Raw genomic sequence first — 22574 nt, forward strand, 5'->3', positions numbered from 1 at the left:
GGTAGTTCGACATGGGTTTCGGGCGCAAGCGCTCAGTGGTTCCGTTCCGCACCTCGGGTGAACTCGACGCGATGGCAGCGGCGGGAGCCGTGGTCGGGGCCGCACTCGTCGCAGTGCGCGAGGCCGCCAAGCCGGGCGTGAGCACCCTGGAACTCGACCAGGTGGCGGAATCGGTCATCCGCGATGCGGGGGCCGTTCCGTCCTTCCTGGGCTACCACGGCTTCACCGGTTCGATCTGTTCGTCGGTCAACGAGGTCGTCGTCCACGGCATCCCGTCGGCGTCGGTGGTGCTCGCCGAGGGCGACCTCGTGTCGATCGACTGCGGTGCGATCCTCGACGGCTGGCACGGCGACTCGGCGTGGACCTTCGGGATCGGGGAGCTGTCGCAGGCCGACATCGATCTGAGCGAGGCCACCCGTCTGTCGCTCGAGGCCGGTATCGCGGCGATGCTCCCGGGCAACCGCCTGACCGACGTCTCGCATGCGATCGAGCAGGGCACGCACGCCGCCGAGAAGTTGCACGGCCGCTCGTACGGCATCGTCGACGGCTACGGCGGTCACGGGATCGGGCGCGAGATGCACATGGATCCCTTCCTCCCCAACGAAGGCAAGCCGGGCAAGGGCCCGAAGCTCGTCGTCGGGTCGGTGCTCGCAGTCGAGCCGATGCTCACCCTCGGTACCTACGAGACCGAGGTCCTCGACGACGAGTGGACGGTCGTGACCGTCGACGGCAGCCGGGCCGCGCACTGGGAGCACACGGTCGCGGTCACCGAGGACGGCCCCCGCATCCTCACCGTCCGTCCGGAGTGACGGTCGCGGTCACGCCGCGCGGGTTCAGACCTCGACGAGGAGCGTGACCGGTCCGTCGTTGACGAGGCTCACCTCCATGTGGGCCCCGAACTTCCCGGTCTCCACCGTCGCCCCCAGATCTCGGAGAGCATTCGCGAACGCATCGACGAGGGGTTCGGCGATCGGGCGGGGAGCGGCGGCCGACCACGACGGACGCCGGCTCCTCCTCGTGTCGGCCATGAGCGTGAACTGGCTGACCACCAGGATCGGGGCGTCGACGTCGGAGGCGGAGCGTTCGTCCTCGAGGATGCGCATCGTCCACACCTTGCGGGCGAGCGTCGCGGCCTTGGCCTCGTCGTCGTCGTGCGTGACGCCGACCAGCACGAGCAGGCCGTGACCACCCTCGGCCGGCGTGATACGGGCCACCTCGGCTCCGTCCACCGCCACCGCCGCCGTGGTCACCCGCTGGATCAACGCCCGCACGTGCGGTCCTCCTCCTGGTCGTGGGCACGGGTGTGCCCGAGCTCATTTGTCCTGGACGGTCAACTTCCCGTACCATTGATCGGTGGTGCGCGCTGCGCTCCGATCGGTCCCGTGTCGAATTCCTTCGAATCTCGGTTCGTGTCCGGTCCCGGAGTTGCCGAGCGTCACGGTAACGGATGCCGATGCAACCACAACGCCGAACAACGGATCGCGGAGGATATGGCTAAGAAAGACGGGGCAATCGAGGTCGAGGGCCGGGTAATCGAACCGCTGCCCAATGCGATGTTCCGCATCGAGCTGGAGAACGGGCACAAGGTTCTCGCCCACATCAGCGGAAAGATGCGTCAGCACTACATTCGTATCCTTCCCGAGGACCGCGTTGTCGTGGAGCTTTCTCCCTACGACCTCACGCGTGGACGCATCGTCTACCGCTACAAGTAACGAAGCTTCCCCGGCCACACGGTCGGGGAGAATCATGTCGCCGGGCCGGCTCTGCCGTGTCCGGCGGCGCACATACAGGAGATCGGACTTACGTGAAGGTTCAGCCTAGCGTCAAGAAGATCTGCGAGAAGTGCAAGGTGATCCGCCGCAACGGTCGGGTCATGGTGATCTGCGAGAACCTGCGTCACAAGCAGCGTCAGGGCTAGATCCACCTTCGTCTCGAAGATCTGCTTGGCAACAAGCACGAAGACCTTCCAGCACCAGTCGCGTGGTTACGATCCTCGATCCGTCGAGGAGCTGCGCGATCAACCCCCGGTACGGAGGCCGGGGCCCCACTGTGTTTTTGAATCACACAGTTCTTCGACGCAGGGGACGGGCTGGGAGCAGACCTCCGCACACCGAATAGGAATGCCACATGGCACGTCTCGCAGGTGTCGATCTTCCCCGCGAAAAGCGGATGGAGATCGCACTCACGTACATCTACGGCATCGGCCGTACTCGCTCCCAGGAGATCCTCGAGGCCACGGGTGTCAACCCGGACCTGCGCAGCAAGGATCTGACGGACGAGGACCTCGCCAAGCTCCGCGAGTACATCGAGGAGAGCTACAAGGTCGAGGGTGACCTCCGTCGCGAGGTTCAGGCGGACATCCGCCGCAAGATCGAGATCGGCTGCTACCAGGGCCTGCGACACCGTCGTGGTCTGCCCGTGCGTGGACAGCGCACCAAGACCAACGCCCGCACCCGTAAGGGTCCGAAGCGCACCGTCGCAGGAAAGAAGAAGTAATGCCTCCCAAGTCACGCAGCACCGGTCCGAAGAAGACCCAGAAGGCACGGCGCAGGGACAAGAAGAACGTCCCGCACGGTGCCGCTCACATCAAGAGCACGTTCAACAACACCATCGTGTCCATCACGGACCCGCAGGGCAACGTGATCTCCTGGGCGTCCTCCGGCCACGTCGGCTTCAAGGGTTCGCGCAAGTCGACCCCGTTCGCCGCGCAGCTCGCCGCCGAGAACGCCGCCCGCAAGGCGCAGGAACACGGTGTCAAGAAGGTCGACGTCTTCGTCAAGGGCCCGGGCTCGGGCCGCGAGACGGCGATCCGTTCCCTCCAGGCCGCAGGCCTCGAGGTCGGCACCATCTCCGATGTCACCCCGCAGCCCCACAACGGTTGCCGTCCGCCCAAGCGGCGTCGCGTCTAACGGGAAAGGAAGGTAAAGAATAATGGCTCGTTATACCGGTCCCGTTACCCGTAAGTCGCGTCGTCTCCGTGTCGACCTGGTCGGAGGCGATCAGGCCTTCGAGCGTCGCCCCTACCCGCCCGGCCAGCACGGCCGCGCGCGGATCAAGGAGAGCGAGTACCTGCTCCAGCTGCAGGAGAAGCAGAAGGCCCGCTTCTCGTACGGCGTCATGGAGAAGCAGTTCCGTCGCTACTACGAAGAGGCCGCCAGCCGCCCCGGCAAGACCGGTGAGGTTCTGCTGGTCATCCTCGAGTCGCGCCTGGACAACGTCGTCTACCGTGCCGGCCTCGCCCGCACGCGTCGTCAGGCCCGCCAGCTGGTGAGCCACGGCCACTTCCTGGTCAACGGCAAGAAGGTCGACATCCCCAGCTACCGCGTCTCGCAGTACGACATCATCGATGTCCGCGAGAAGTCGCTGAGCACGCTGCCCTTCCAGGTCGCCCGCGAAACCCAGGGCGAGCGCCCGGTTCCGGGTTGGCTGCAGGTCGTCGGCCCGCGTCTGCGGGTGCTGGTCCACCAGCTCCCCGAGCGCGCGCAGATCGACATCCCGCTGCAGGAACAGCTGATCGTCGAGTACTACTCGAAGTAAGACACTTCGGTGTCGTGGTGTCCTCCGGTCCGTCCGGGCGGGAGGACACCGCTCCATTCCACTAGGGCGTCATATGGCGGACGCCCACAAGGAGGCAACAGATGCTCATCTCTCAGCGACCCACACTGACCGAAGAGGTCATCGCTGAAAACCGCTCGAAGTTCGTCATCGAGCCGCTCGAGCCTGGCTTCGGGTACACCCTCGGCAACTCGCTTCGTCGCACCCTGCTCTCGTCGATCCCGGGCGCCGCTGTCACCAGCATCCGCATCGACGGCGTTCTCCACGAGTTCACCACCGTTCCCGGCGTGAAGGAGGATGTCACCGACATCATCCTGAACCTCAAGGGTCTCGTGGTGAGCTCGGAAGAGGACGAGCCGGTCACCATGTACGTCCGCAAGCAGGGACCGGGCACCGTCACGGCCGGCGACATCGTGCCCCCGGCCGGTGTCACCATCCACAACCCGGATCTGCACATCGCCACCCTGAACGACAAGGGCAAGCTGGAGATCGAGCTCGTCGTCGAGCGCGGTCGCGGCTATGTTCCTGCCGTGCAGAACAAGGCGTCCGGCGCCGAGATCGGCCGTATCCCGGTCGACTCGATCTACTCGCCGGTGCTCAAGGTGACGTACAAGGTGGAAGCGACCCGCGTCGAGCAGCGCACCGACTTCGATCGGCTCATTCTCGACGTGGAGACCAAGAACTCGATCAGCGCGCGGGACGCGCTCGCCTCGGCGGGCAAGACCCTCGTGGAGCTCTTCGGTCTGGCTCGTGAGCTGAACGTCGAAGCAGAAGGCATCGAGATCGGTCCCTCGCCCGCCGAGGCCGACCACATCGCCTCCTTCGGACTTCCGATCGAGGACCTCGACCTCACGGTCCGGTCCTACAACTGCCTCAAGCGCGAAGGTGTCCACACCGTCGGCGAGCTCGTGGCACGGACGGAGTCCGACCTGCTCGACATCCGCAACTTCGGCCAGAAGTCCATCGACGAGGTCAAGGTCAAGCTGCACTCGCTCGGCCTGTCCCTCAAGGACAGCCCGGCATCGTTCGACCCCAGCACCGTCGCCGGCTACGACGCCGCGACCGGTACCTGGAGCGATACCGAGGCCGGCTCCTTCGGTGACAACGACGGCAACGAGGACTACGCCGAGACCGAGCAGCTGTAGCAGCTCACGGTCCGTTACTAGGAGAAAATCATGCCCAAGCCCAAGAAGGGCGCCCGCTTCGGCGGATCGGCCTCGCATCAGAAGGCGCTCATGGCCAACCTGGCCACCGCGCTCTTCGAGCACGGCCGCATCACCACCACCGAGGCCAAGGCCAAGGCCCTGCGCCCGTACGCCGAGAAGCTCGTCACGCACGCCAAGGCCGGCACCCTGGCCTCGCGTCGTGAGGTGCTGAAGGTCATCCGCAACAAGGACGTCGTCCACTCGCTGTTCGCGGAGATCGGTCCCTCCTTCGAGGACCGCAACGGCGGCTACACCCGCATCATCAAGACGATGCCGCGCAAGGGCGACAACGCCCCCATGGCCATCATCGAGCTGGTGCGCGAGAAGACCGTCACCTCCGAGGCCGACCGCGCTCGCCGCGTCGCCGCTTCGCAGGCACCCGCCGAGGACAACGCGGTCCAGGCCGTCGAGGCCGAGGCCACCGACGCCGAGGTCGCGAATGCCGACGCCGTCGTCGAGGGTGTCGAGGACACCAACGCCACGGCTGCCGACGCACCCGAGGCGGACGAGGCCAAGAAGGACTAGTCCACTTGGTTTCGGCATCTGCTGAAGCTCACGAGCCCGCCGTCCCTTTTGAGGGCGGCGGGCTCGTGGCTTCTCACGAGACAACTCGTCTGCGACTCGACATCTCGTACGACGGCACCGACTTCTCCGGCTGGGCACGGCAACCAGGACGTCGCACGGTGTGCGGGGAGATCGAGGAGAAGCTCTCCGCGATCGTCCGTACCCCCGTACTGCTCACCGTCGCCGGTCGCACCGACGCCGGCGTGCACGCGTCCGGGCAGGTCGCTCACGTCGACGTCCCCACCGCGGCGCTGCCCGACGATCCGTCGCGCTGGGTCCGTCGTCTCGCGCGGTTCCTGCCCCGCGACGTGCGGGTCACCGGGATCTCCGTCGCCCCCGAACATTTCGACGCGCGGTTCTCGGCGATCCGGCGTCATTACGAATACCGCCTCACCACAGCGGTGTACGGCGCCGAACCGTTGCGTGCCCGCGACACCGTCGCGTGGCCGAAGGCCGTCGATCTCGATGCGATGCAACGCGCGTCGCAGTCGCTGCTCGGCCTGCACGACTTCGCCGCCTTCTGCAAGCGGCGGGAGGGTGCAACGACCGTACGCGAACTGCAGCGATACGACTGGACCCGCGAAGGTGACATCCTCACCGCCTACGTCAGCGCCGACGCCTTCTGCTGGTCGATGGTGCGCAGCCTCGTCGGTGCCGCCCTGGCCGTGGGGGAGGGGCGGCGCAGTGTCGAGTGGATGACGGCCCTGCTCGACGAACGCGAACGTGCGGCGTCCGTCGCGGTGGCACCGGCCCACGGCCTGTCACTGGTCCGCGTCGACTACCCTGCTGACGAGGAACTGGCCGCGCGCAACGCTGCGACGCGGGAGACGCGCGGGCCCATCACGCCCGGCTGTTGCGGATGAAGGGAACGAATGTGCGCGCACGACGGTTTGCGTTGATGGGGACGATCGCGGCGGTCGCCGTCTCGTCGCTGGTCCTGCCCGGTGCCGCGGTCGCCCACGCCGAGGATCTCCCGGTCGCCGCAACCGGCGAGACCCGGTCGCAGAGCGCGACTGTCGAACGCATCGAGAAGCACACCGACCGCGACTGGTCGCTGTTCGTGTACTCACCGTCGATGGAACGCACCATCGAGCTTCAGGTGTTGCGCCCGGCCGACACGAGCGCACCGCGACCGGTCTTCTACCTGCTCAACGGTGCCGGTGGGGGACTGGACCGCGCGACCTGGCGTGAGCAGACCGACATCGTGGAGTTCTTCGGCGACAAGAACGTCAACGTCGTCACTCCGGTCGGTGGCGCGTTCAGCTACTACACCGACTGGCTCGAGGACGATCCCGTTCTCGGACGCAACAAGTGGACGACCTTCCTCACCGAGGAGATCCCGTCGGTGGTCGACGAGACGCTCGGCGCGAGCGGCCGCAACGCGATCGCCGGTGTGTCGATGTCGGCGACGTCGGCGCTGGCTCTGGCGCAGCAGGCGCCCGATCTCTACCAGGCGGTGGGTTCGTACAGCGGATGCGCCGAGACCGCGTCGGATATCGGTTCGCGCTACGCGGAGATCGTCGTCGCGTTCGGCGGGGGCGAAGTCGAGAACATGTGGGGACCGGTCGCCGGTGAGCACTGGACCGAACAGGATGTCGTGCTCAACGCCGAGAAGCTGCGCGGCAAGGCCGTGTACGTCTCCACGAGCAGCGGTGTCCCGGGTCCGTACGAATTGAAGGCATGGGAGCAGGACGGTGTCGCCGTCCTTCCCGATGTGGCTCTGCTCGGGCTCATCGAGGCCGGCGTGAACGACTGCACGACGCGACTGCGCGGTGCGCTGGACGCAGCCGGGGTCGAGGCGACCTACTCGGTCCGGACCGACGGTACCCACACCTGGGGCTACTGGCAGGAGGCCCTGCACGATTCGTGGCCCGTGCTCGGTGAGGCCATCGGCGCCTGAGCCGAGAGCGCTGCGCTCGAAAGTCACCGAGGGGGTGAGGTCCGCGACCTCACCCCCTCGGGCGTTCTCACATGCTCGTCAGATCAGCCAGTCCAGGAAATTGAGGACGTTGCTGATGAGCGCGTCGAGCGAACCGAGAAGCATGTGGTGACCTCCGTGTAGAAAACGAATTGGACGTATGTCCAGAGCTGATTCAAGCGAAACTGCCGGTAACGGGCAACCTCGGCGAATGTGACAAATATCCGTCGAGAAGTTGTTAACGCGCGACTGTCGACGCACGAGCGAGCGCCTCGGCGATCATGCGGTGGCCCTCGGCCTCGTAGCAGTCGTCGCCCACATGGAAAGCCCACACCGCGACCGCGACCGCCGTGCGGACACGTCGGCGGAACCACGCGTCCTCCTCACGGGGATCCTCGCCGTAGCCGCGCAGGAAGGCCTCCTCGGCGCCGGGGACCCGGAGGAACTCGCGCACCGCGAGCCGCTCGAAGTCCTCACCCGCCGGGCGCATCGCGGCACGTCCGAAGTCGATCACCTTCACCCTGCCGGCGTCGTCGGCGAGCCAGTTGCGGCTCTGCCAGTCGCCGTGGGTGGGCACCAGGGTGGCCGTCGGTGTCGGCCACCCCTCGACCATCGAGCGCAACCGGCCGACGACGTCGGGACCGATGCGGTGCGGTGCCGCGAGCCACCGCAGCGTCTTCGTGTTCGCCGATCGCTCGTACCCCTCGTCCACGACCCGCTCCTGGCAGTGGAACTGGGCGAGCAACGCGCCGGCCTGTTCGTAGACGTCCGGACGGGACGACGCGGCCGTGCCCTGAACGAGCCGGCCCGGAAGGTATTCCGTTACGACGAGTTTCGCCGCGCGGTCGGCGAACACCATCCGGGCGGCGCGACCGCACCGGACCCACGGAGCGGTCCACCGTTCGTGGGCGCTGATCTCGCGGCCGATGTGCCGGTCCGGAGTTCCGCCCGCCTTCACGACCAGTCGCCCGTCGTCGGTGTCGACCGCGAGGACGGTGGTCGACACCAGGCCCCAACTCATGTCGGCGACCACGACGATGCGGCCGAACCGTTGCGTCAGCAGGTGGCGTTGCTGTGGAGTGAGCCGCTCCAGGGCGTCCGGCATGCAGGCACTCTAGCGATCTTTCGCCGCGGGAACCCCTGCCGCTTCCGGCTCGCGATCGATCACCCCGCGAGGGAGCGTGCGATCACGAGTCGCTGAATCTGATTGGTGCCCTCGAAGATCTGGGTGATCTTCGCGTCGCGCATGAAGCGCTCGACCGGGAAGTCGCGGGTGTAGCCGTATCCGCCGAGGACCTGGACCGCGTCGGTCGTGACCTTCATGGCGGCATCCGTCGCGACGAGTTTGGCCACCGATGCCTGTCGCGAGTAGGACAGGCCGGCGTCCTTGCGCCGGGCGGCGTCGAGATAGGTGGCACGGGCCGAGTCGACGGCCGCGGCCATGTCGGCGAGGACGAACCCGAGGCCCTGGTGGTCGATGATGCGCTTGCCGAAGGCCTGTCGTTCCTTGGCGTAGGCCGTCGCCTCGTCGAGCGCGGCCTGGGCCAGACCCGTCGCGACGGCGGCGATTCCCAGGCGTCCGGAATCCAGTGCGCTGAACGCGATCGGCAGTCCCTGTCCCTCGACGCCGATCCGGCGCTCGGCCGGGACGAAGGCGTCGTCGTAATGGGCGGAGGTGGTGGGGATGGCGTGCAGGCCCATCTTCTCCTCGGGCTTGCCGAAGGACAGGCCCTCGGTGCCGGCGGGCACGAGGAAGCACGAGATGCCCTTGCTGCCGGTGTCGGCCGTGCGGGCGAACAGGGTGTAGAAGTCGGCCTTGCCGCCGTTGGTGATCCACGCCTTCGAGCCGGTGATGCGGTAGCCGCCGTCGACGGGCTTCGCGCGGCACGCGAGGGCCGCGGCGTCGGATCCGGCCTGCGGCTCGGAGAGGCTGTACGCGCCGATGGTGTTGCCGCCAAGCATCTCCGGGAGCCACTTGTTCTTCTGCTCGTCGGTGCCGTGGGTGGCGAGCGCGAAGCACGACAGTCCGTGCACGCTCACCGCGACCGCCACGGCCGCCCAGCGGGCGCCGAGTTCCTCGAGGACCTGCAGGTAGACCTCGTAGGGCTGGTCGCCGCCGCCGAACTCCTCGGGGTACGGCAGGCTCAGCAGTCCTGCGGCGCCGAGTGCGGGGAAGACGCCCTCGGGGAAGGTCTCCTTGCGCTCGTGCTCGTCGACGCGCGGGGCGAGTACCTTGTCGGCGACGTCGCGGGTGAGGTCGATCAGGTCGTAGGCCTCGCGGGTGGGAAGCAGACGCTCGACGGGCACGGTGGTTCCTCCTGGAAGGCTGGGGACCGAAAATAGTACTGAGGACGATACTGCAGTACTGTTTTCGGTATGGCAAGAGTCGGTAGCCGGCGACCCACCGCCCGGCAGGCGCAACTGTTCGACGATCTGGTCGCGTTGTTCCTGGCAGAAGGCTTCGCGCACCTGACCCTCGACGACATCGCCGCGCGCCTGCGCTGCTCGAAATCGACGCTCTACACACTCGCGGAGAACAAGGACCGGCTCGTCTACGCGGCGACCGTCCACTTCTTCAAGGGTGCCGCCGAACGGGTCGAGGCCGACGTCGCGCGGGCCGCGGACGCCCAGGCACGCATCGGCGTCTATCTCGAGGCCGTGGGGCGCGAACTCGAACCCGCCTCCACGCGGTTCATGGAGGACATCGCCCACACGCCGGTCGCGCGCGAGGTCTACGAACGCAACACCCGATTCGCCGCCGACCGCGTCCGCCAGCTCATCTCCGACGGCGTCACGGCCGGCGAACTGCGCGACGTCCACGCGGCGTTCGTCGCCGACGTCGTCGCCTCGGTCATGGTGCGTATCCAGCAACGGCAGGTGGCCGAGGCAACCGGTCTCGAGGACGCACGTGCCTACCGGGAACTCGCCGCGCTGCTCGCGCACGGGCTCTCGGCCGCACCGCACCTACGATCGACCCTATGACCACGGCTGCACCGAACGATCCGATCCGCCTCGAGGTCGTCGTCGCGAGTGTCCGCGCCGGTCGCATCGCGCCGGTCGTCGCCGACTGGTTCGCGGCCACAGCGCGGCGTCGCCCCGAGTTCGACGTCGGCGTCCTCGATCTCGCCGACACCCCGCTCCCGCAGGACCTCTCGGGCGGGCCCGACGCCGACGCCTTCACCCGCCGCATCGGTGCTGCGGATGCCTTCGTGGTGGTGACCTCCGAGTACAACCACGGTTATCCCGCCGCGCTGAAGACGGCCATCGACACCGTCAAGCGTGAATGGCGCACCAAGCCGGTCGGATTCGTCTCCTACGGTGGCCTGTCCGGCGGCCTGCGCGCGGTCGAGCAGTTGCGGCAGGTCGTCGTCGAGGTCCACATGGTGCCGGTGCGGCAGTCGGTGAGCTTCCACCGCGTCAAGCACGCCTTCGCTGCCGACGGCACCACGAGCGACGAGGCCGCGATCGACGGCGCGGAACGCATGCTCGACCAGCTCGCGTGGTGGGCACGCACCGTCCGCGCCGGAACCGCTCTCGACCGCTATCCCGGCTGAGACGCCGGATCCGGCATGCGCGACCGGCCGAGATGGGTGCTCTCCGCCGCGATCGTCACGAGTGTGAGGGGCGTGCGTTCGTCGCCCGCCGTGAGCACGACACGGTCCCCGGCCGCTCCGGGTTGGAGCAACGACACCGTGGGGCGCTCGCGCGGCCATCCGTCCGGATGGATGTGCACGTGGATCGCGGTCGCGTGCGGCACGGACGAGGTGGGCGGGACGCCGTCGTAGACGACCGTGTCGAAATCGCGGTCGCCCGCGTACTCGCCCGCCAGACGCAGCCGGTCGGGTCCGGCCGCGGATCCGACCAGGCCGCGCCACGCGCCGGGGCGGTCGGTGTGGACGACGACCCGCGCCCCCACCGCGACGGCGCGGAAGACCACCTGCTGGGCGAGATACAACTCACCCGCGATGTGGACCGAGCGGACTCCGGGACCGGTGAGACGCGCGGTGACGGCGCGACCGGCGTCGTCCGATCCGACGAGCTGCCCACACCCACCGGCCGGAAGAGCGAGGGCGTCGAGTTCCCCGGTGCGCGATTCGCGCAACGGAACCCGGTCCTCCAGCTGCGGAACCCCGAGGGGCAGTGCCGCTGTGAGAAGTTCGGCGTGACGTCCGTACGCCGGGAGCAGCCCGGCCACCGAGGGGACGTCCGCCTCGCGCGTGGTGAACCGTGCCAGCGCCCCGACCCGAACCGACCCGTCATCACCCGGTCGCAACCGGAGGACCAGAGTCGACGCCAGGGTCGGATGCGACCAGATCGCCGCCGTGTGGTGGCGGTCGATCCGTCGGGGATCGAAGGCGCCGCCCGAATCGAAGGCAGAGGACAGGGCGACGTGCCGGTGCGTCGGGACCCACTCCGTCGCCGGCACCCCGTGGGAGATACGCAGCGCGGCCTGTTCGATCTCGCTCGCGGTGAGCAGTCGCGCACCGTACCCGGCGTCGCCGAGCGCGCGGATCACGCGCCGCGCCGCCGCGACGACGGTCCGGGCCGCACCTTCGGAGCCTCCGCCTCTACGGGCGGCAGCGGCCGCGCAGGACGTGACATCGAGTCGGAGCACCACCCGCACCGTGCGTTCGGCCGCGGCGGGAAGCGGGCCCAGCAACTGCGCGTAGGCGTGGCCCGCGGGGGTCGAGTCGCGAACCCGGCGCCCCTGCACCACGACATCGATCCCGTCCAGAACGACATCGTGCCGGTACAGGCAGGCGGCGATCGCGTCGAGAGGAAGGGTTCGCCCCGTCTCCTCGCTGTCGCGCCCGAGCCGGGTGATCGCGCCGGCCTGGGAGGTCAGCTCGAGAACGACGGTCGCGTACGGGCCGTCCCATCGCACCCCCACCGGGACCGCCGACCCGACATGGAAGTCGCGGAGGACACCCGAGACGGGGACAGCCTCCGTGCGTCGGCGCAGAACGGTCGCGATCCATTCGGCTGTGCCGCGCCCGCCGATCCGCACGAGGCACAGCGCGGCCGACGGCACGGCGATCGCACAGGCCACCCCCACGGACGCCCCCGACACCACCGCCAGCGCCCACACGAGGACGGCCACGCACTGCGCACCCACGAGCCGCACGGCGACATGATTTCTCGTCTCACCTGCTGTTGTGCTGATCCGTGCACCATTGGGCACTGTGCCGACCCGTGAATCCTCCGTCTCGGATACGGTCCGTTGCATCGATCCCCCCGAACGACGGCCGGCAATGATTCCGGCGCGGTGCCGACCTTCCCCCTGACCGCGCGGAGCGCCTGTGGTGAGCGCCCGACAGAACTGTACTGTGTTGCGCCAGAGAGCGTGCCGTACGGGGGGAGATCGATGGCAGCGCAACCGACCACGCGATGGCAGGTCAGTGGATACCGTTTCCTGGTACGACGCATGGATCATGCGTTGGTGCGGGGCGACGTACGAATGATCCACGATCCCATGCGTTCCCAGTTCCGGGCGTTCGTCGTCGGAATCGTCGTCGCGTGTGTCGTGCTGGGAGGCTGTGCCGCCCTTGCCCTGTTCCGCCCCCAGGACCGGATCGGTGATGCTTCCGTCGTCGTCGGACGCGACTCCGGTGCGCTCTACGTCGCGATCGACACGACCTTCCATCCCGTCCTGAATCTCGCGTCGGCGCGGCTGATCCTCGGATCGCCCGCCGAACCGGCGGTCGTGGCCGACGAGGAACTGACGACACGACCACGCGGACCGCTGGTGGGGATCCCGGGTGCGCCATCCTCCCTGGTCCACGATGCAGAGGAGGTGCCGTGGACGGTGTGCGACGTCGCCGACCCGAACGGTCTGCAGTCCTCGACCACCGCCGTGCTCGCCGGCACACCCGACCACCGGGCAGGCTCGGTACTCGCCGGCGACGAAGCGCTCCTCGTGACCGCGGACGGCAGATACCACCTGCTCTACGAGGGCAGGCGCGCCGAGATCGACCCGAACGACCGGTCGCTCGTGCGCCTGCTGGGCATCGACGTCTCCCGTGCGCGCCCCGCGAGCCCCGGACTGCTCGCCGCCGTGCCGGAGTCGCCGAAACTGACGGCACCCGTCATCACCGGCGCCGGAGGTGTCCCGGGCGTGTCGATTCCGGGTGTGCGAGTCGGGTCGGTCGTCGCGGTGTCCGAACCGGACGGTCAGAGTTTCCACGTGGTGCTCGAGAACGGTGTGCAGGAGGTCTCGCGGGCCACCGCGCATCTCATCCACTTCTCGGATTCGCAAGGAGCACCGGAGATTCCGGTGGTTCCGCCCGACGTCCTCGCGGCCGCGCCGGTCGTGCACGAACTGCCGGTCGACACCTTTCCCGAGGTCGTCCCGCGGATCGTCGATCCGGGGGAGAGACCGGTGGCGTGCTCGACCTGGCAGCCGGGCACGGGCGAGGCCGACCGGCACCGCTCGGCTCTGCGGTTGTCCGCGGGGACGGCCCTGCCCACCGGTAAGGACGCGGTGCCCGTGGCCCCGGCCCAGGCCGACGGTGCCGGACCGCAGGTCGACGCGATCCACATTCCGCCGGGCCGCGGCAGATACGTGCAGACCACCTCGCTGACCTCGGACACCGACCGTCTCGGTTCGTTGTTCTACGTCGCCGACACCGGTGTGCGGTACGGCATCATCGATGCGGACGCCGCTGCGGCGCTCGGCTTCACGGATCCACCCGTCCGGGTCCCGTGGCCGATCCTGCAGTTGCTCGCGCCGGGACCCGTGCTCGGCCGGGAACAGGCACTCCTCGCACACGACGGTGTCGCCGCGGACCCAGGGGCGGTCCCCGTCCGGGCGGGCAACTGATTCAGGTGCGTGATCGGGCGAGTCGTCGTGCCGGTGCGGTGAGGACGAGAACGAGGACGGTCGCGGCGATCACGGCTGCAGCCGAGATCAGCGCGATGGTGCGCGGCCGGTGATCCGGTACCGGGGGAGGAGTCGGCTCGGCGACGGCAACCGCCGGCACCGGCTCCGCGCGCTCGGCCGGCAGCGGAGCGGTGACGGCGGCGAGCGGGTCGACGACACCGTGCCCCACCTGCGGATTCCATCCTTCCGCGGGGGAGTGGGCGGTGTTCTCGATGCGCGTCATCACCTCCCGGGCGGACAACTGCGGGTGCCGCGAGCGCACCAGCGCGACCGTCGCCGCGACGAGCGGCGCCGCGAAACTCGTCCCGGACACCGGTCTGCCGCCCTGGGGGCCGGGGATCAGGTCGGCCAGACCATCGGTGCCGGGATTGAGCGAGACGAGCCCGCTCCCGGGAGCGGCGACGTCGACCCATGGCCCGGGCAAGCTGTACTCCGCCGGTGTGCCGTCGTCCTCCACCGCACCGACGGTGAGGACGTACTCGTCGTACCAGGCCGGTGATGCCAGGGTGACGACCGAATCCCACGGATCCGCACCGGGATCGGCCGGATCCGCCGAGCGCGGATTGCCTTCGCGGCAGGTGTCGGTGTTGCCGGCCGCCGCGACGACGACCGCGTCGTGCACATCCGTCGCGTACTGCACCGCCGCTCCCAGCGGACCGTCGACGAGGCCCTCGGCGACCGTCCGGCAGGCGACCTCGGAGATGTTGACGACGGTGGCGCCGAGGTCCACCGCATGTCGGACGGCCGCTGCGAGGGTCCGTACGTCGCCGTATCCGGAGGCGTTGCGCGCGGCATCGTCGTCCGATCGGGAGCGGTCGGAGAAATGGCCGCTCGACTGGCGGATGGCGATGATCCCCACGTCGGGTGCGCCACCGGCGAAACCCGATCCGGGTGTCGGCCGTGCTGCGATCAGCCCGGCGACGAGGGTGCCGTGCGCGTCGCAGTCCTCGGTGCCGTCGCCCGTGGACACGTAGTCGCCACCCGGCATCGGGGCCGGCAACCGCGGATGCGGATGGACCCCGGTGTCGATGACAGCGACCACCTGCCCGGCTCCCCGGGTGATCGGCCACACGGACGCGAAGTCGAGGATGCGTTGTGCCCGAGGGGTCTGCGGTCCGTCGGGAGCATCCGGCAGTTCTGCGCACAGCACCCGCATCTCGGTGGCCTCGGGAGGCGCAGGCGTCGCGCCGACGGGTAGTTGCGCCGGATCGGGTACCGGGGGCGCGGCGGTCGCGAGACCCGGTGTGACGGTCGCTACCAGGGCAGTGAGGACCAGGACCGCGAACCGACCTGACAGCCGCACCGTCACAGTCCGCGGATCGCTGCGTACACACCGGCGACCCAGCAGGCCAACGGCACGACGGTGGCGATGGTCGCGTACTCGGCGATCTCGGCGATCCGGCGTTGCACCGGAGTGAACGTCCGTCGCGGCGCGACCACCCCGAAGAGGAAACCGGCGCATGCGAGACCCGTAGCCGATGCGAACACCGCCCACGGCGGCAACGCTCGGCTCGCTGCCGCACCGACGAGCAGCCCGAGCAGCAGTACCGCGCCACCCGCCACGAGGGGAGCCGCCTGCGCAGTCGCGGTGTAGGTGCGGCCTCGGAAGACCAGGACCACGGCCGACGCCACGGCCAGTGCTACCGCGGGGACGGACACCTCTCCGTCCCACGGGAATGCGGCGCACCACGCTCCGCCCGCCGTGAGTAGGACGACGGCGTGGACGATCCCGGTGAGCGCGCTGCGCGCCCGGTCCGCGCGGTGCTCGAGCTCCGCCGGTGACGGCAACCCGGACACGTTGCTCTCGGTGGTCTCCGGTTCGAGCGGAGCGCCCGGAGCGGGGACAGGAGGGATGGGAAGTTTCGCGAGCATCGCCGCGAGGCGCGGTGCCGTGCCGGCGACCAGCAACGCCACCACCACCGTTCCGGCTCCGAGGGCGCGCGCATCGAGATCGGTGGTCGATGCGAGGGTGGCCGTCACGACGACACCCGCGGCGGTCGCGGCGACCGCCGTGCACGGTGCGAGGCCGATGCGGGTGACACGTACGGCGAGCACTGCGACCGCACCGGTCAGTGCCGCGGCGAGGACGAGACGCGGCGCCGGCGATTCGCCGGGAACGAGCAGCGCACCGGCCGTCGCTGCGAGCGGGAAGGTGCACCACAGCAGCGCGGTCGCGGTCCGTCGATCGTCGTGGAGCCGGGCGAGGATGCCTGCGGCGAGCAGCACCAGGAGAGGCAGTGCGGCGCACACGGCTCCGAGGGTGAGACGGCTCGCGCCGTCGGGCAGGAACAGCAACGGTACGCAGCCCGCGGCGAGGGCGACCGGACCCAGGACGGCCGCGATGAGACCCGACGGGCCCGCACCCCACGGCGTCGTGGTCCGGTCCGAGGCCGCGACGCTGTACATGACGTCGTCGAACAACGGTGGAGGAGCGGGGGATCCGGCATCCTCCAGGACGAGGATCTCCCCGTCGCGGACGCCGTGCTCGTCGAGACTCAGCACACCGGACAGCGGGGCCCGACCGATCCGGGCGAGTGCCCAGCCGTCGGGTTCCGAGCGTTCGGGTGTCGCGTCGAAGTCGTTGTCGGGCCGGTGGCCGGCGACGAGATCCACGATCCCCGGGAGCAGCAGCGCCACCGGAACGTCGAGGGGCAGCGCGAGATCGACTTCGGTGTGGCGGGCGAGCACGGTGATCCGGCACAGATCCGGGGCGCCCACCTGCCCCGGGGTCTCGGATCGCGCACGCACAGATGTCATCGGCCTCGGTTCCCCCCGTCACTGCAGTCCGAACGACGCAGACCATACGACATCGTCCCGATCGGTGTCGTGCCCGAGTTCTCCGTCGAGGGACCGACGGGCGAGCAGGAGCACGGAAGGTCGCAGCCATGGGTTAGTCTTCCACGACCGTGGGGCCGTAGGGGGCGGCCGACGGCGTTCCGGGGGGTGACGAACGTGAGTACCGTGCGTTTCGTGCGCAGAGCACGGCGGGAGGCACCGCGCGTTCCCAGCGGCGAGGTGAGTGTCCAACCGCCACCGGACATCCCCCGGGCCACGCCCGGCAATCTGGTGACCAGACTGCTCCCGCTCGTGATGGTCGCGGCGATGATCGGGATGGTCGCGCTGATGTTCACCTCCGGCGCCGCACGCAGCCCCATGGCGATGATCTTCCCCCTCATGATGGTCGTGTCCCTGGTGGGCATGCTCGCCAACAGTGGTCGCAGCGGGGGAACGAAGACTGCCGAGGCGAACGAGGACCGCAAGGACTATCTGCGCTATCTCGACCAGCTCCGGCGCGAGGTCACCGAGACGGCGCACGAACAACGTCGGGCGCTCGAATGGTCGCATCCCGACCCGGCCCTGCTGTGGACCCTCGCCGGCACCGTCCGGATGTGGGAGCGACGCAGCACCGATCCCGACTTCGGCCACCTCAGGGTGGGGCGCGGCGGGCAGCGACTCGCGACCCGGCTCGTGCCTCCGGACACCGGACCGGTCGAGGATCTCGAACCCGTCGCCGCCCTCTCGCTGCGCAGGTTCGTGCGTGCGCACTCGGTGGTGCAGGCGCTGCCCACGGCCGTGTCGCTGCGGGGTTTCGCCGCGATCGGCATCGAGGGCGATCGCGGCGCGGCGCGCTCGCTCGCGCGGGCGATGCTCGCGCAGGCGTGCACCTTCCACGGTCCCGACACGCTGCAGGTCGCCGTCGTGTGCGGGCCCGACACCGCCGCGGAATGGGAATGGATCAAGTGGCTGCCGCACGCACAGAACCCCGTCCTGCGCGACGGTGCGGGCAGTGCACGCACGGTGTTCGGTTCGCTGTTCGAACTCGAGACCGATCTCGCGGCGGTCCTCGCCGGTCGCAGCAGATTCGTCCGGAACGCCCCGGCCACCGAGGGGGCCGTGCATCTCGTCGTGGTCGTCGACGGCGGGGTCACGGGATCGGGTTCGGGGGTGCTCGACGACGGTCTCGACGCGATGACCGTGCTCGACCTCTCCGGTTACGCCACGCGGCTCAGCGCGACGCGCGGCCTGCGCCTGGTGGTCGAGGACGGACGGGTCGGGGTCGCCACCGGCACCGATGTCGACATCTTCGCCGATGCCGACGGCATCGGGACTCCGCAGACACAGACGCTGGCCAGACTCCTCGCGCCGTACCGGGTGACGAGCGGGGCGATGGACGAGAGCGCCGGCGACGACCGGCCGTCGAACTGGCAGGAGCTCCTGGGACTCGGGGACGTGGCCCGCTTCGACCCCGCGCAGGCATGGGCGCCGCGCCGCGGACGAGACCGCCTGCGGGTACCGATCGGTGTCGGCATCGACGGTGCGCCCGTCGAACTCGACCTCAAGGAGGCCGCCGAGAACGGGATGGGACCGCACGGATTGTGCATCGGCGCAACCGGTTCGGGAAAGAGCGAATTCCTGCGGACGCTGGTCCTCGGTCTCGTGGCGACGCACCCACCGGAGGCGCTCAACCTGGTCCTCGTGGACTTCAAGGGCGGCGCGACCTTCCTCGGTCTGGACCGGATCTCGCACGTCGCGGCGGTGATCACCAACCTCGCCGACGAGATCGCGATGGTCGACCGCATGAAGGACGCCCTCGAAGGCGAGATGAACCGCCGTCAGGAACTACTCCGGACCGCAGGCAATTTCGCCAACGTCGGCGACTACGAGAAGGCCAGGGCTGCAGGTGCACCGCTCGACCCGCTGCCCGCGCTGTTCATCGTGGTCGACGAGTTCTCCGAACTGCTCTCTCAACAGCCCGAATTCGCCGACCTCTTCGCGGCGATCGGACGTCTGGGCCGGTCGCTGCACATGCACCTGCTGCTCGCCAGCCAACGACTCGACGAGGGGCGTCTCCGCGGTCTCGACAGCCACCTGTCGTACCGCATCGGCCTGAAGACCTTCTCCGCCAACGAATCGCGGAGCGTCCTCGGTGTTCCCGACGCCTACCATCTGCCGTCGACACCCGGCGCCGGATATCTGCGGACCGATTCCGCCGACATCCAGCGTTTCTCCGCGGCGTACGTCTCGGGACCGTACGAGCCCGGCCGCCCCACCCGGCGCACCCGATCGGCGGTGCCGGCCGGCACGTCCCGGCCCCGGCTCTTCACCGCGCGGGCGGTGCCGGTCGACGCCGGTCCGCCCGCCCCGGTCACGGAGCCGCTCCCGGTTCTTCCCGCGGGCGACGGTCGGAGCGTGCTCGAGGTGGTCGTCGACCGGATCCGGGGGCACGGAACACCGGCGCACGAGGTGTGGCTTCCTCCGCTCGACGACTCCCCGTCGCTCGACATGCTGTTGCCCAGGTCGGTGCTCACCGGCGACGTGCCGCGTCACGCAGTCCTGCGCACCGTCGTCGGTGTCGTCGACCGGCCGTTCGAGCAACGCCGCGACCCGCTGGTGGTCGATCTGTCCGGGTCGGCCGGCAATGTCGTGGTGGTCGGCGGCCCGCAGTCCGGAAAGTCCACACTGCTGCGCAGCCTCGTCCTGTCGATGGCCCTCACGCACACCGCCGAACAGGTGCAGTTCTACGGTCTCGATTTCGGTGGTGGCACGTTGTCCGGTCTGGCCGGCCTGCCGCACGTCGGTTCCGTCGCGGGGCGGCACGACACCGACCGGGTGCGCCGCACGGTCGCGGAGATGATGTCGCTGCTGCGTCGTCGCGAACGGTCCTTCGCCGAGAACGGTATCGAGTCCATGGCCCAGCTGCGGCGGATGCGCGCCGACGCGGTCGCACCGGCCACCGACGATCCGTTCGGCGACGTCTTCCTCGTCGTCGACGGCTGGCCCAGCATCCGGCAGGACTTCGAGGCGCTGGAACAGACGATCGGGATCCTGGCCGCTCAGGGCCTGTCCTACGGCATCCACGTGGTGCTCAGCGCCCCGCGTTGGGGTGACGTGAGGCCCGCCATGCGCGACCTGCTGGGTACACGGCTCGAACTCCGCCTCGGCGACCCGTCCGACTCCGAGTACGGCCGAAAGAGAGCGGCGATGGTGCCGGAAGGGCGGCCGGGACGCGGTATCGACCGCGACGGCCTGCACATCCTGGGGGCGCTGCCCCGGGTGGACGGAAGCTCCGATCCGGCCGATCTCGCGGTCGGGGTCGCGGCGGCGGTCGAGGCCGTCCGTGCTGCCACGCCGGGGCGTTCGGCGCCGCCGGTGCGCATGCTGCCCGAACGCATCGACCGATCCGACCTCCTCGCAGCTCTGCCCGCAGGGTGGCCGCCACCGGCCGACGCGTCCCCGGCGACCCGGCTCTCCGTCCCGATCGGCATCGACGAATCCGAACTCGCGCCCGTATCGGTGGATTTCACCGACCATCCGCACCTGTTGATCTTCGGCGACTCGGAATGCGGCAAGACCAATCTGCTGCGAGGGCTGTGCCGCGGACTGGTCGAAGCCGGCAGCGGTGCGCAGACCAGGATCATCGTCGGCGACTACCGCCGCACGCTGCTCGGCGTCGTCGGCGGCGACCATCTGGGGGGATATGCCCCGTCGGCGACGGTCTTCGCGGCCATGGTCCGCGAACTCGCCGGAATCTTCGAGCGCCGGTTGCCGGGCCCCGACACGACGCAACAACAGCTGCGCGATCGATCGTGGTGGACCGGACCCGAAGTCTTCGTGGTGATCGACGACTACGACATGGTCGCCACCTCGGGCCAGAACCCGCTGCTGCCGTTGGTCGACTATCTCCCGCAGGGACGCGACGTCGGTCTGCACCTGGTGGTCGCGCGTCGCTCGGGTGGTGCCGGACGCGCGATGTACGAACCGATCCTCGGACGCCTGCGGGAGTTGTCGACTCCGGGTCTGATCATGAGCGGTAGCCGCGACGAGGGAGCGCTCGTCGGCGCGGTCCGTCCGTCGCCGATGCCGCCGGGCCGCGGCACGCTCGTACGACGCGACGGCACGGCGCTCGTCCAGACCGCCTGGGCGCCGGAGGTGTGATGGCGATCGGGGACGAGACGGTCGTCGCGGTCGCGTTCACGCTGACACCCGGGTCCGTCCACATCGGGTGGCCCGGAACCACGCGCAGCGTGCCCGCTCTCGCAGCGGAACTCGGCGACCGGCGGGTCTACGGAGCGGCAGCGGAGGAACAGTCGGAGCCGGCCGGCGTCGCAGGCGTCGTGGATGTCACGGAACTCGTGGATGCGGCCGCGGTCGGAGGGGAGACCGAACTCGGAGAACTGCTGAGCGGGCTCGTCTCCTACGCCGCAGCGACCGTGGGTGCACCGGACACCGGCGGGGTGGCGTGCGCGATACACCCCACCTGGTGGAACGAGCGGCGACGCGATCTCTTCCGGACCGCCGTGCGGCAGGTCGCGGGCGATACGATCCTGCTCCCGGTCGCCGTGGCTGCCGCGCGCGCCGCCGATCCTGCGCCGCACGAGCGGTGCGCGGTGCTCGAATTCGCGGCCGGGGGAGCCACCGCCGTGAGCATCGCTCCGCCTGGACCTGACGGGCCGACCGTCGAACGCCTCGCGCGCGATCCGGGTCTGTCCGTGCACTCCCCGGACGCCGCGACGCGACTCGAGGTCCTGCTGACCTCGGTGTGTGGCGGGGCAGGGCCGGAAGTCGTGGTGGTGACCGGCGGTCCGGGCGAACCGTACGGTGTCGAATCGTTCGCCCTTGCAACCGATCTCGTGGGTGCGGGCCGGCGGGTGGTGCCCATCGCGGCCTCGGAGATGCTCGGCGCCGTGACCGGCCCTCCAACGCCACCGGCCGGAACCGGAACGACCACGAGTGCCCCGGCCGTCGCTCCGACGACCGACGTACCCGACAGGACGTTGCCGTGGTTGAGCGAGGTGCGCGCACGCCCGGATCCCCCTCGTGCCGGGCGGGCCGGCACGGTGCGCACCCTGGTCGTCGCCGGGGCGGCGGTTCCGTTCCTGCTCGCCGCTGCGATCTTCCTGTGGCTGCTACTCACCGGAGAAGGCGGAGACGCGGAGATTCCGGATCCACCGGAAGTCGTTGCTGCAGAGGAGACACCGACCGACGCTCGTGAGCCGGAGTCGGCCGCCGACACCGGTCCCTCCCCGTCGACGCGGATCGACGCCGGTCCGCTGCACCTCGACCTGCCGGAGGGCTGGCGCGTCCGCGACCCCGCGACCGTGCCCGCGGGTCGCGCGGAACTGATACCGGTCGGCGGAACCGATCGCCGGATCCTGGTCGTGTACCGCGATCTCCCAGACGGGACCGACGAGCGCTCGGTCGCCTCCGCGTTGGCGGAACGAGCCGCCGAACGCGCACCGGTCATCCGCGACCTCGACACCGACACGACCTTCGCCGACCGCAAGGTCGTGGCGTACACCGAGGTTCCCGACGACTACTCGGTGGTGCGGTGGTCGGTCCTGGTCTTCCCGGGACTTCAGGTCTCGGTGGGGTGCCAGTACCTCGAGGAGGAATGGACCCGTATCCGCAGCGAGTGCGAGCAGGCCGTCCACACCCTCCGGGTCGGGTGAGA

At 69.5% G+C, this 22574-nt stretch carries 21 protein-coding genes; 15 read left to right on the forward strand and 6 right to left on the reverse strand.

Going from position 1 to position 22574, the window contains the following annotated elements:
* The first annotated feature begins 11 nt into the window (after positions 1 to 11).
* Positions 12 to 809, forward strand: a complete 798-nt coding sequence (gene map / locus ACNJ7K_RS12465) for a type I methionyl aminopeptidase (RefSeq protein ID WP_026061662.1) — start codon at positions 12 to 14, stop codon at positions 807 to 809.
* A gap of 24 nt (positions 810 to 833) precedes the next feature.
* Here the strand turns inward: map and dtd are convergent, their stop codons facing one another.
* The gene (gene dtd / locus ACNJ7K_RS12470) at positions 834 to 1271 is read right to left on the reverse strand and encodes a D-aminoacyl-tRNA deacylase (RefSeq protein ID WP_487041756.1); all 438 of its coding nucleotides are present in this window, start codon (positions 1269 to 1271) and stop codon (positions 834 to 836) included.
* Positions 1272 to 1490: 219 nt separating this feature from the next.
* Here dtd and infA point away from each other — a divergent pair, with 219 nt between their 5' ends.
* From infA to ACNJ7K_RS12515, 9 genes are all read left to right on the forward strand, one after another.
* Entirely contained in the window at positions 1491 to 1712 is a 222-nt protein-coding gene (gene infA / locus ACNJ7K_RS12475) for a translation initiation factor IF-1 (RefSeq protein WP_006554587.1), read from the forward strand.
* A 92-nt stretch (positions 1713 to 1804) separates the two neighbouring features.
* Positions 1805 to 1918 carry a 50S ribosomal protein L36 gene (rpmJ, locus tag ACNJ7K_RS12480; RefSeq protein ID WP_003938068.1) on the forward strand — a complete coding sequence of 38 codons (114 nt, stop codon included), beginning with the start codon at positions 1805 to 1807 and terminating at the stop codon, positions 1916 to 1918.
* A 209-nt stretch (positions 1919 to 2127) separates the two neighbouring features.
* Entirely contained in the window at positions 2128 to 2496 is a 369-nt protein-coding gene (rpsM, locus tag ACNJ7K_RS12485; RefSeq protein ID WP_006554586.1) for a 30S ribosomal protein S13, read from the forward strand.
* Positions 2496 to 2909 carry a 30S ribosomal protein S11 gene (gene rpsK, locus ACNJ7K_RS12490; protein WP_006554585.1) on the forward strand — a complete coding sequence of 138 codons (414 nt, stop codon included), beginning with the start codon at positions 2496 to 2498 and terminating at the stop codon, positions 2907 to 2909. The genes rpsM and rpsK overlap by 1 nt, the downstream gene beginning before the upstream one ends.
* Before the next feature lie 22 nt (positions 2910 to 2931).
* Positions 2932 to 3537 carry a 30S ribosomal protein S4 gene (gene rpsD / locus ACNJ7K_RS12495; RefSeq protein WP_006554584.1) on the forward strand — a complete coding sequence of 202 codons (606 nt, stop codon included), beginning with the start codon at positions 2932 to 2934 and terminating at the stop codon, positions 3535 to 3537.
* A 101-nt stretch (positions 3538 to 3638) separates the two neighbouring features.
* Positions 3639 to 4700: a DNA-directed RNA polymerase subunit alpha gene (locus tag ACNJ7K_RS12500; protein WP_016694607.1), complete on the forward strand. Its 1062-nt coding sequence runs from the start codon at positions 3639 to 3641 to the stop codon at positions 4698 to 4700.
* A gap of 30 nt (positions 4701 to 4730) precedes the next feature.
* Complete coding sequence (rplQ, locus tag ACNJ7K_RS12505; protein ID WP_006554582.1) at positions 4731 to 5285, forward strand: 50S ribosomal protein L17; 555 nt, start codon at positions 4731 to 4733, stop codon at positions 5283 to 5285.
* A 65-nt stretch (positions 5286 to 5350) separates the two neighbouring features.
* Complete coding sequence (gene truA, locus ACNJ7K_RS12510; protein WP_225623593.1) at positions 5351 to 6187, forward strand: tRNA pseudouridine(38-40) synthase TruA; 837 nt, start codon at positions 5351 to 5353, stop codon at positions 6185 to 6187.
* 35 nt (positions 6188 to 6222) lie between these two features.
* Entirely contained in the window at positions 6223 to 7224 is a 1002-nt protein-coding gene (locus ACNJ7K_RS12515; protein ID WP_230788624.1) for an alpha/beta hydrolase, read from the forward strand.
* A 256-nt stretch (positions 7225 to 7480) separates the two neighbouring features.
* Here the strand turns inward: ACNJ7K_RS12515 and ACNJ7K_RS12520 are convergent, their stop codons facing one another.
* Both ACNJ7K_RS12520 and ACNJ7K_RS12525 read right to left on the reverse strand, forming a co-directional pair.
* A complete protein-coding gene (locus tag ACNJ7K_RS12520) occupies positions 7481 to 8347 on the reverse strand; it encodes an aminoglycoside phosphotransferase family protein (protein ID WP_120279959.1) in 867 nt (288 codons plus the stop codon).
* A gap of 59 nt (positions 8348 to 8406) precedes the next feature.
* Positions 8407 to 9549, reverse strand: coding sequence for an acyl-CoA dehydrogenase family protein (locus ACNJ7K_RS12525; protein WP_120279958.1), 1143 nt, complete (start codon positions 9547 to 9549; stop codon positions 8407 to 8409).
* A 69-nt stretch (positions 9550 to 9618) separates the two neighbouring features.
* On the opposite strand from ACNJ7K_RS12525, the gene ACNJ7K_RS12530 reads away from it, so the two are divergent.
* Both ACNJ7K_RS12530 and ACNJ7K_RS12535 read left to right on the forward strand, forming a co-directional pair.
* Entirely contained in the window at positions 9619 to 10224 is a 606-nt protein-coding gene (locus tag ACNJ7K_RS12530) for a TetR/AcrR family transcriptional regulator (RefSeq protein ID WP_487041757.1), read from the forward strand.
* Positions 10221 to 10796: an NADPH-dependent FMN reductase gene (locus ACNJ7K_RS12535; RefSeq protein ID WP_120279956.1), complete on the forward strand. Its 576-nt coding sequence runs from the start codon at positions 10221 to 10223 to the stop codon at positions 10794 to 10796. The genes ACNJ7K_RS12530 and ACNJ7K_RS12535 overlap by 4 nt, the downstream gene beginning before the upstream one ends.
* On the opposite strand, the gene eccE is transcribed toward ACNJ7K_RS12535, so the two are convergent.
* Positions 10784 to 12367, reverse strand: coding sequence for a type VII secretion protein EccE (eccE, locus tag ACNJ7K_RS12540; protein WP_230788628.1), 1584 nt, complete (start codon positions 12365 to 12367; stop codon positions 10784 to 10786). The genes ACNJ7K_RS12535 and eccE overlap by 13 nt on opposite strands.
* 240 nt (positions 12368 to 12607) lie before the next feature.
* Here eccE and eccB point away from each other — a divergent pair, with 240 nt between their 5' ends.
* Positions 12608 to 14062, forward strand: coding sequence for a type VII secretion protein EccB (eccB, locus tag ACNJ7K_RS12545; protein WP_230788630.1), 1455 nt, complete (start codon positions 12608 to 12610; stop codon positions 14060 to 14062).
* Between the two features lies 1 nt (position 14063).
* Here the strand turns inward: eccB and mycP are convergent, their stop codons facing one another.
* Entirely contained in the window at positions 14064 to 15431 is a 1368-nt protein-coding gene (gene mycP, locus ACNJ7K_RS12550; RefSeq protein ID WP_183070544.1) for a type VII secretion-associated serine protease mycosin, read from the reverse strand.
* Positions 15428 to 16879, reverse strand: a complete 1452-nt coding sequence (gene eccD / locus ACNJ7K_RS12555; protein ID WP_455409188.1) for a type VII secretion integral membrane protein EccD — start codon at positions 16877 to 16879, stop codon at positions 15428 to 15430. The genes mycP and eccD overlap by 4 nt, the downstream gene beginning before the upstream one ends.
* Before the next feature lie 195 nt (positions 16880 to 17074).
* Here eccD and eccCa point away from each other — a divergent pair, with 195 nt between their 5' ends.
* Complete coding sequence (eccCa, locus tag ACNJ7K_RS12560) at positions 17075 to 21058, forward strand: type VII secretion protein EccCa (protein WP_487041758.1); 3984 nt, start codon at positions 17075 to 17077, stop codon at positions 21056 to 21058.
* Complete coding sequence (locus ACNJ7K_RS12565) at positions 21058 to 22572, forward strand: type VII secretion-associated protein (RefSeq protein ID WP_487041759.1); 1515 nt, start codon at positions 21058 to 21060, stop codon at positions 22570 to 22572. Before eccCa ends, ACNJ7K_RS12565 begins: the two co-directional genes overlap by 1 nt.
* Positions 22573 to 22574 lie beyond the last annotated feature (2 nt).

The sequence above is a fragment of the Rhodococcus shunpengi genome, assembly GCF_048381395.1.
Lineage (GTDB): Bacteria > Actinomycetota > Actinomycetes > Mycobacteriales > Mycobacteriaceae > Rhodococcus.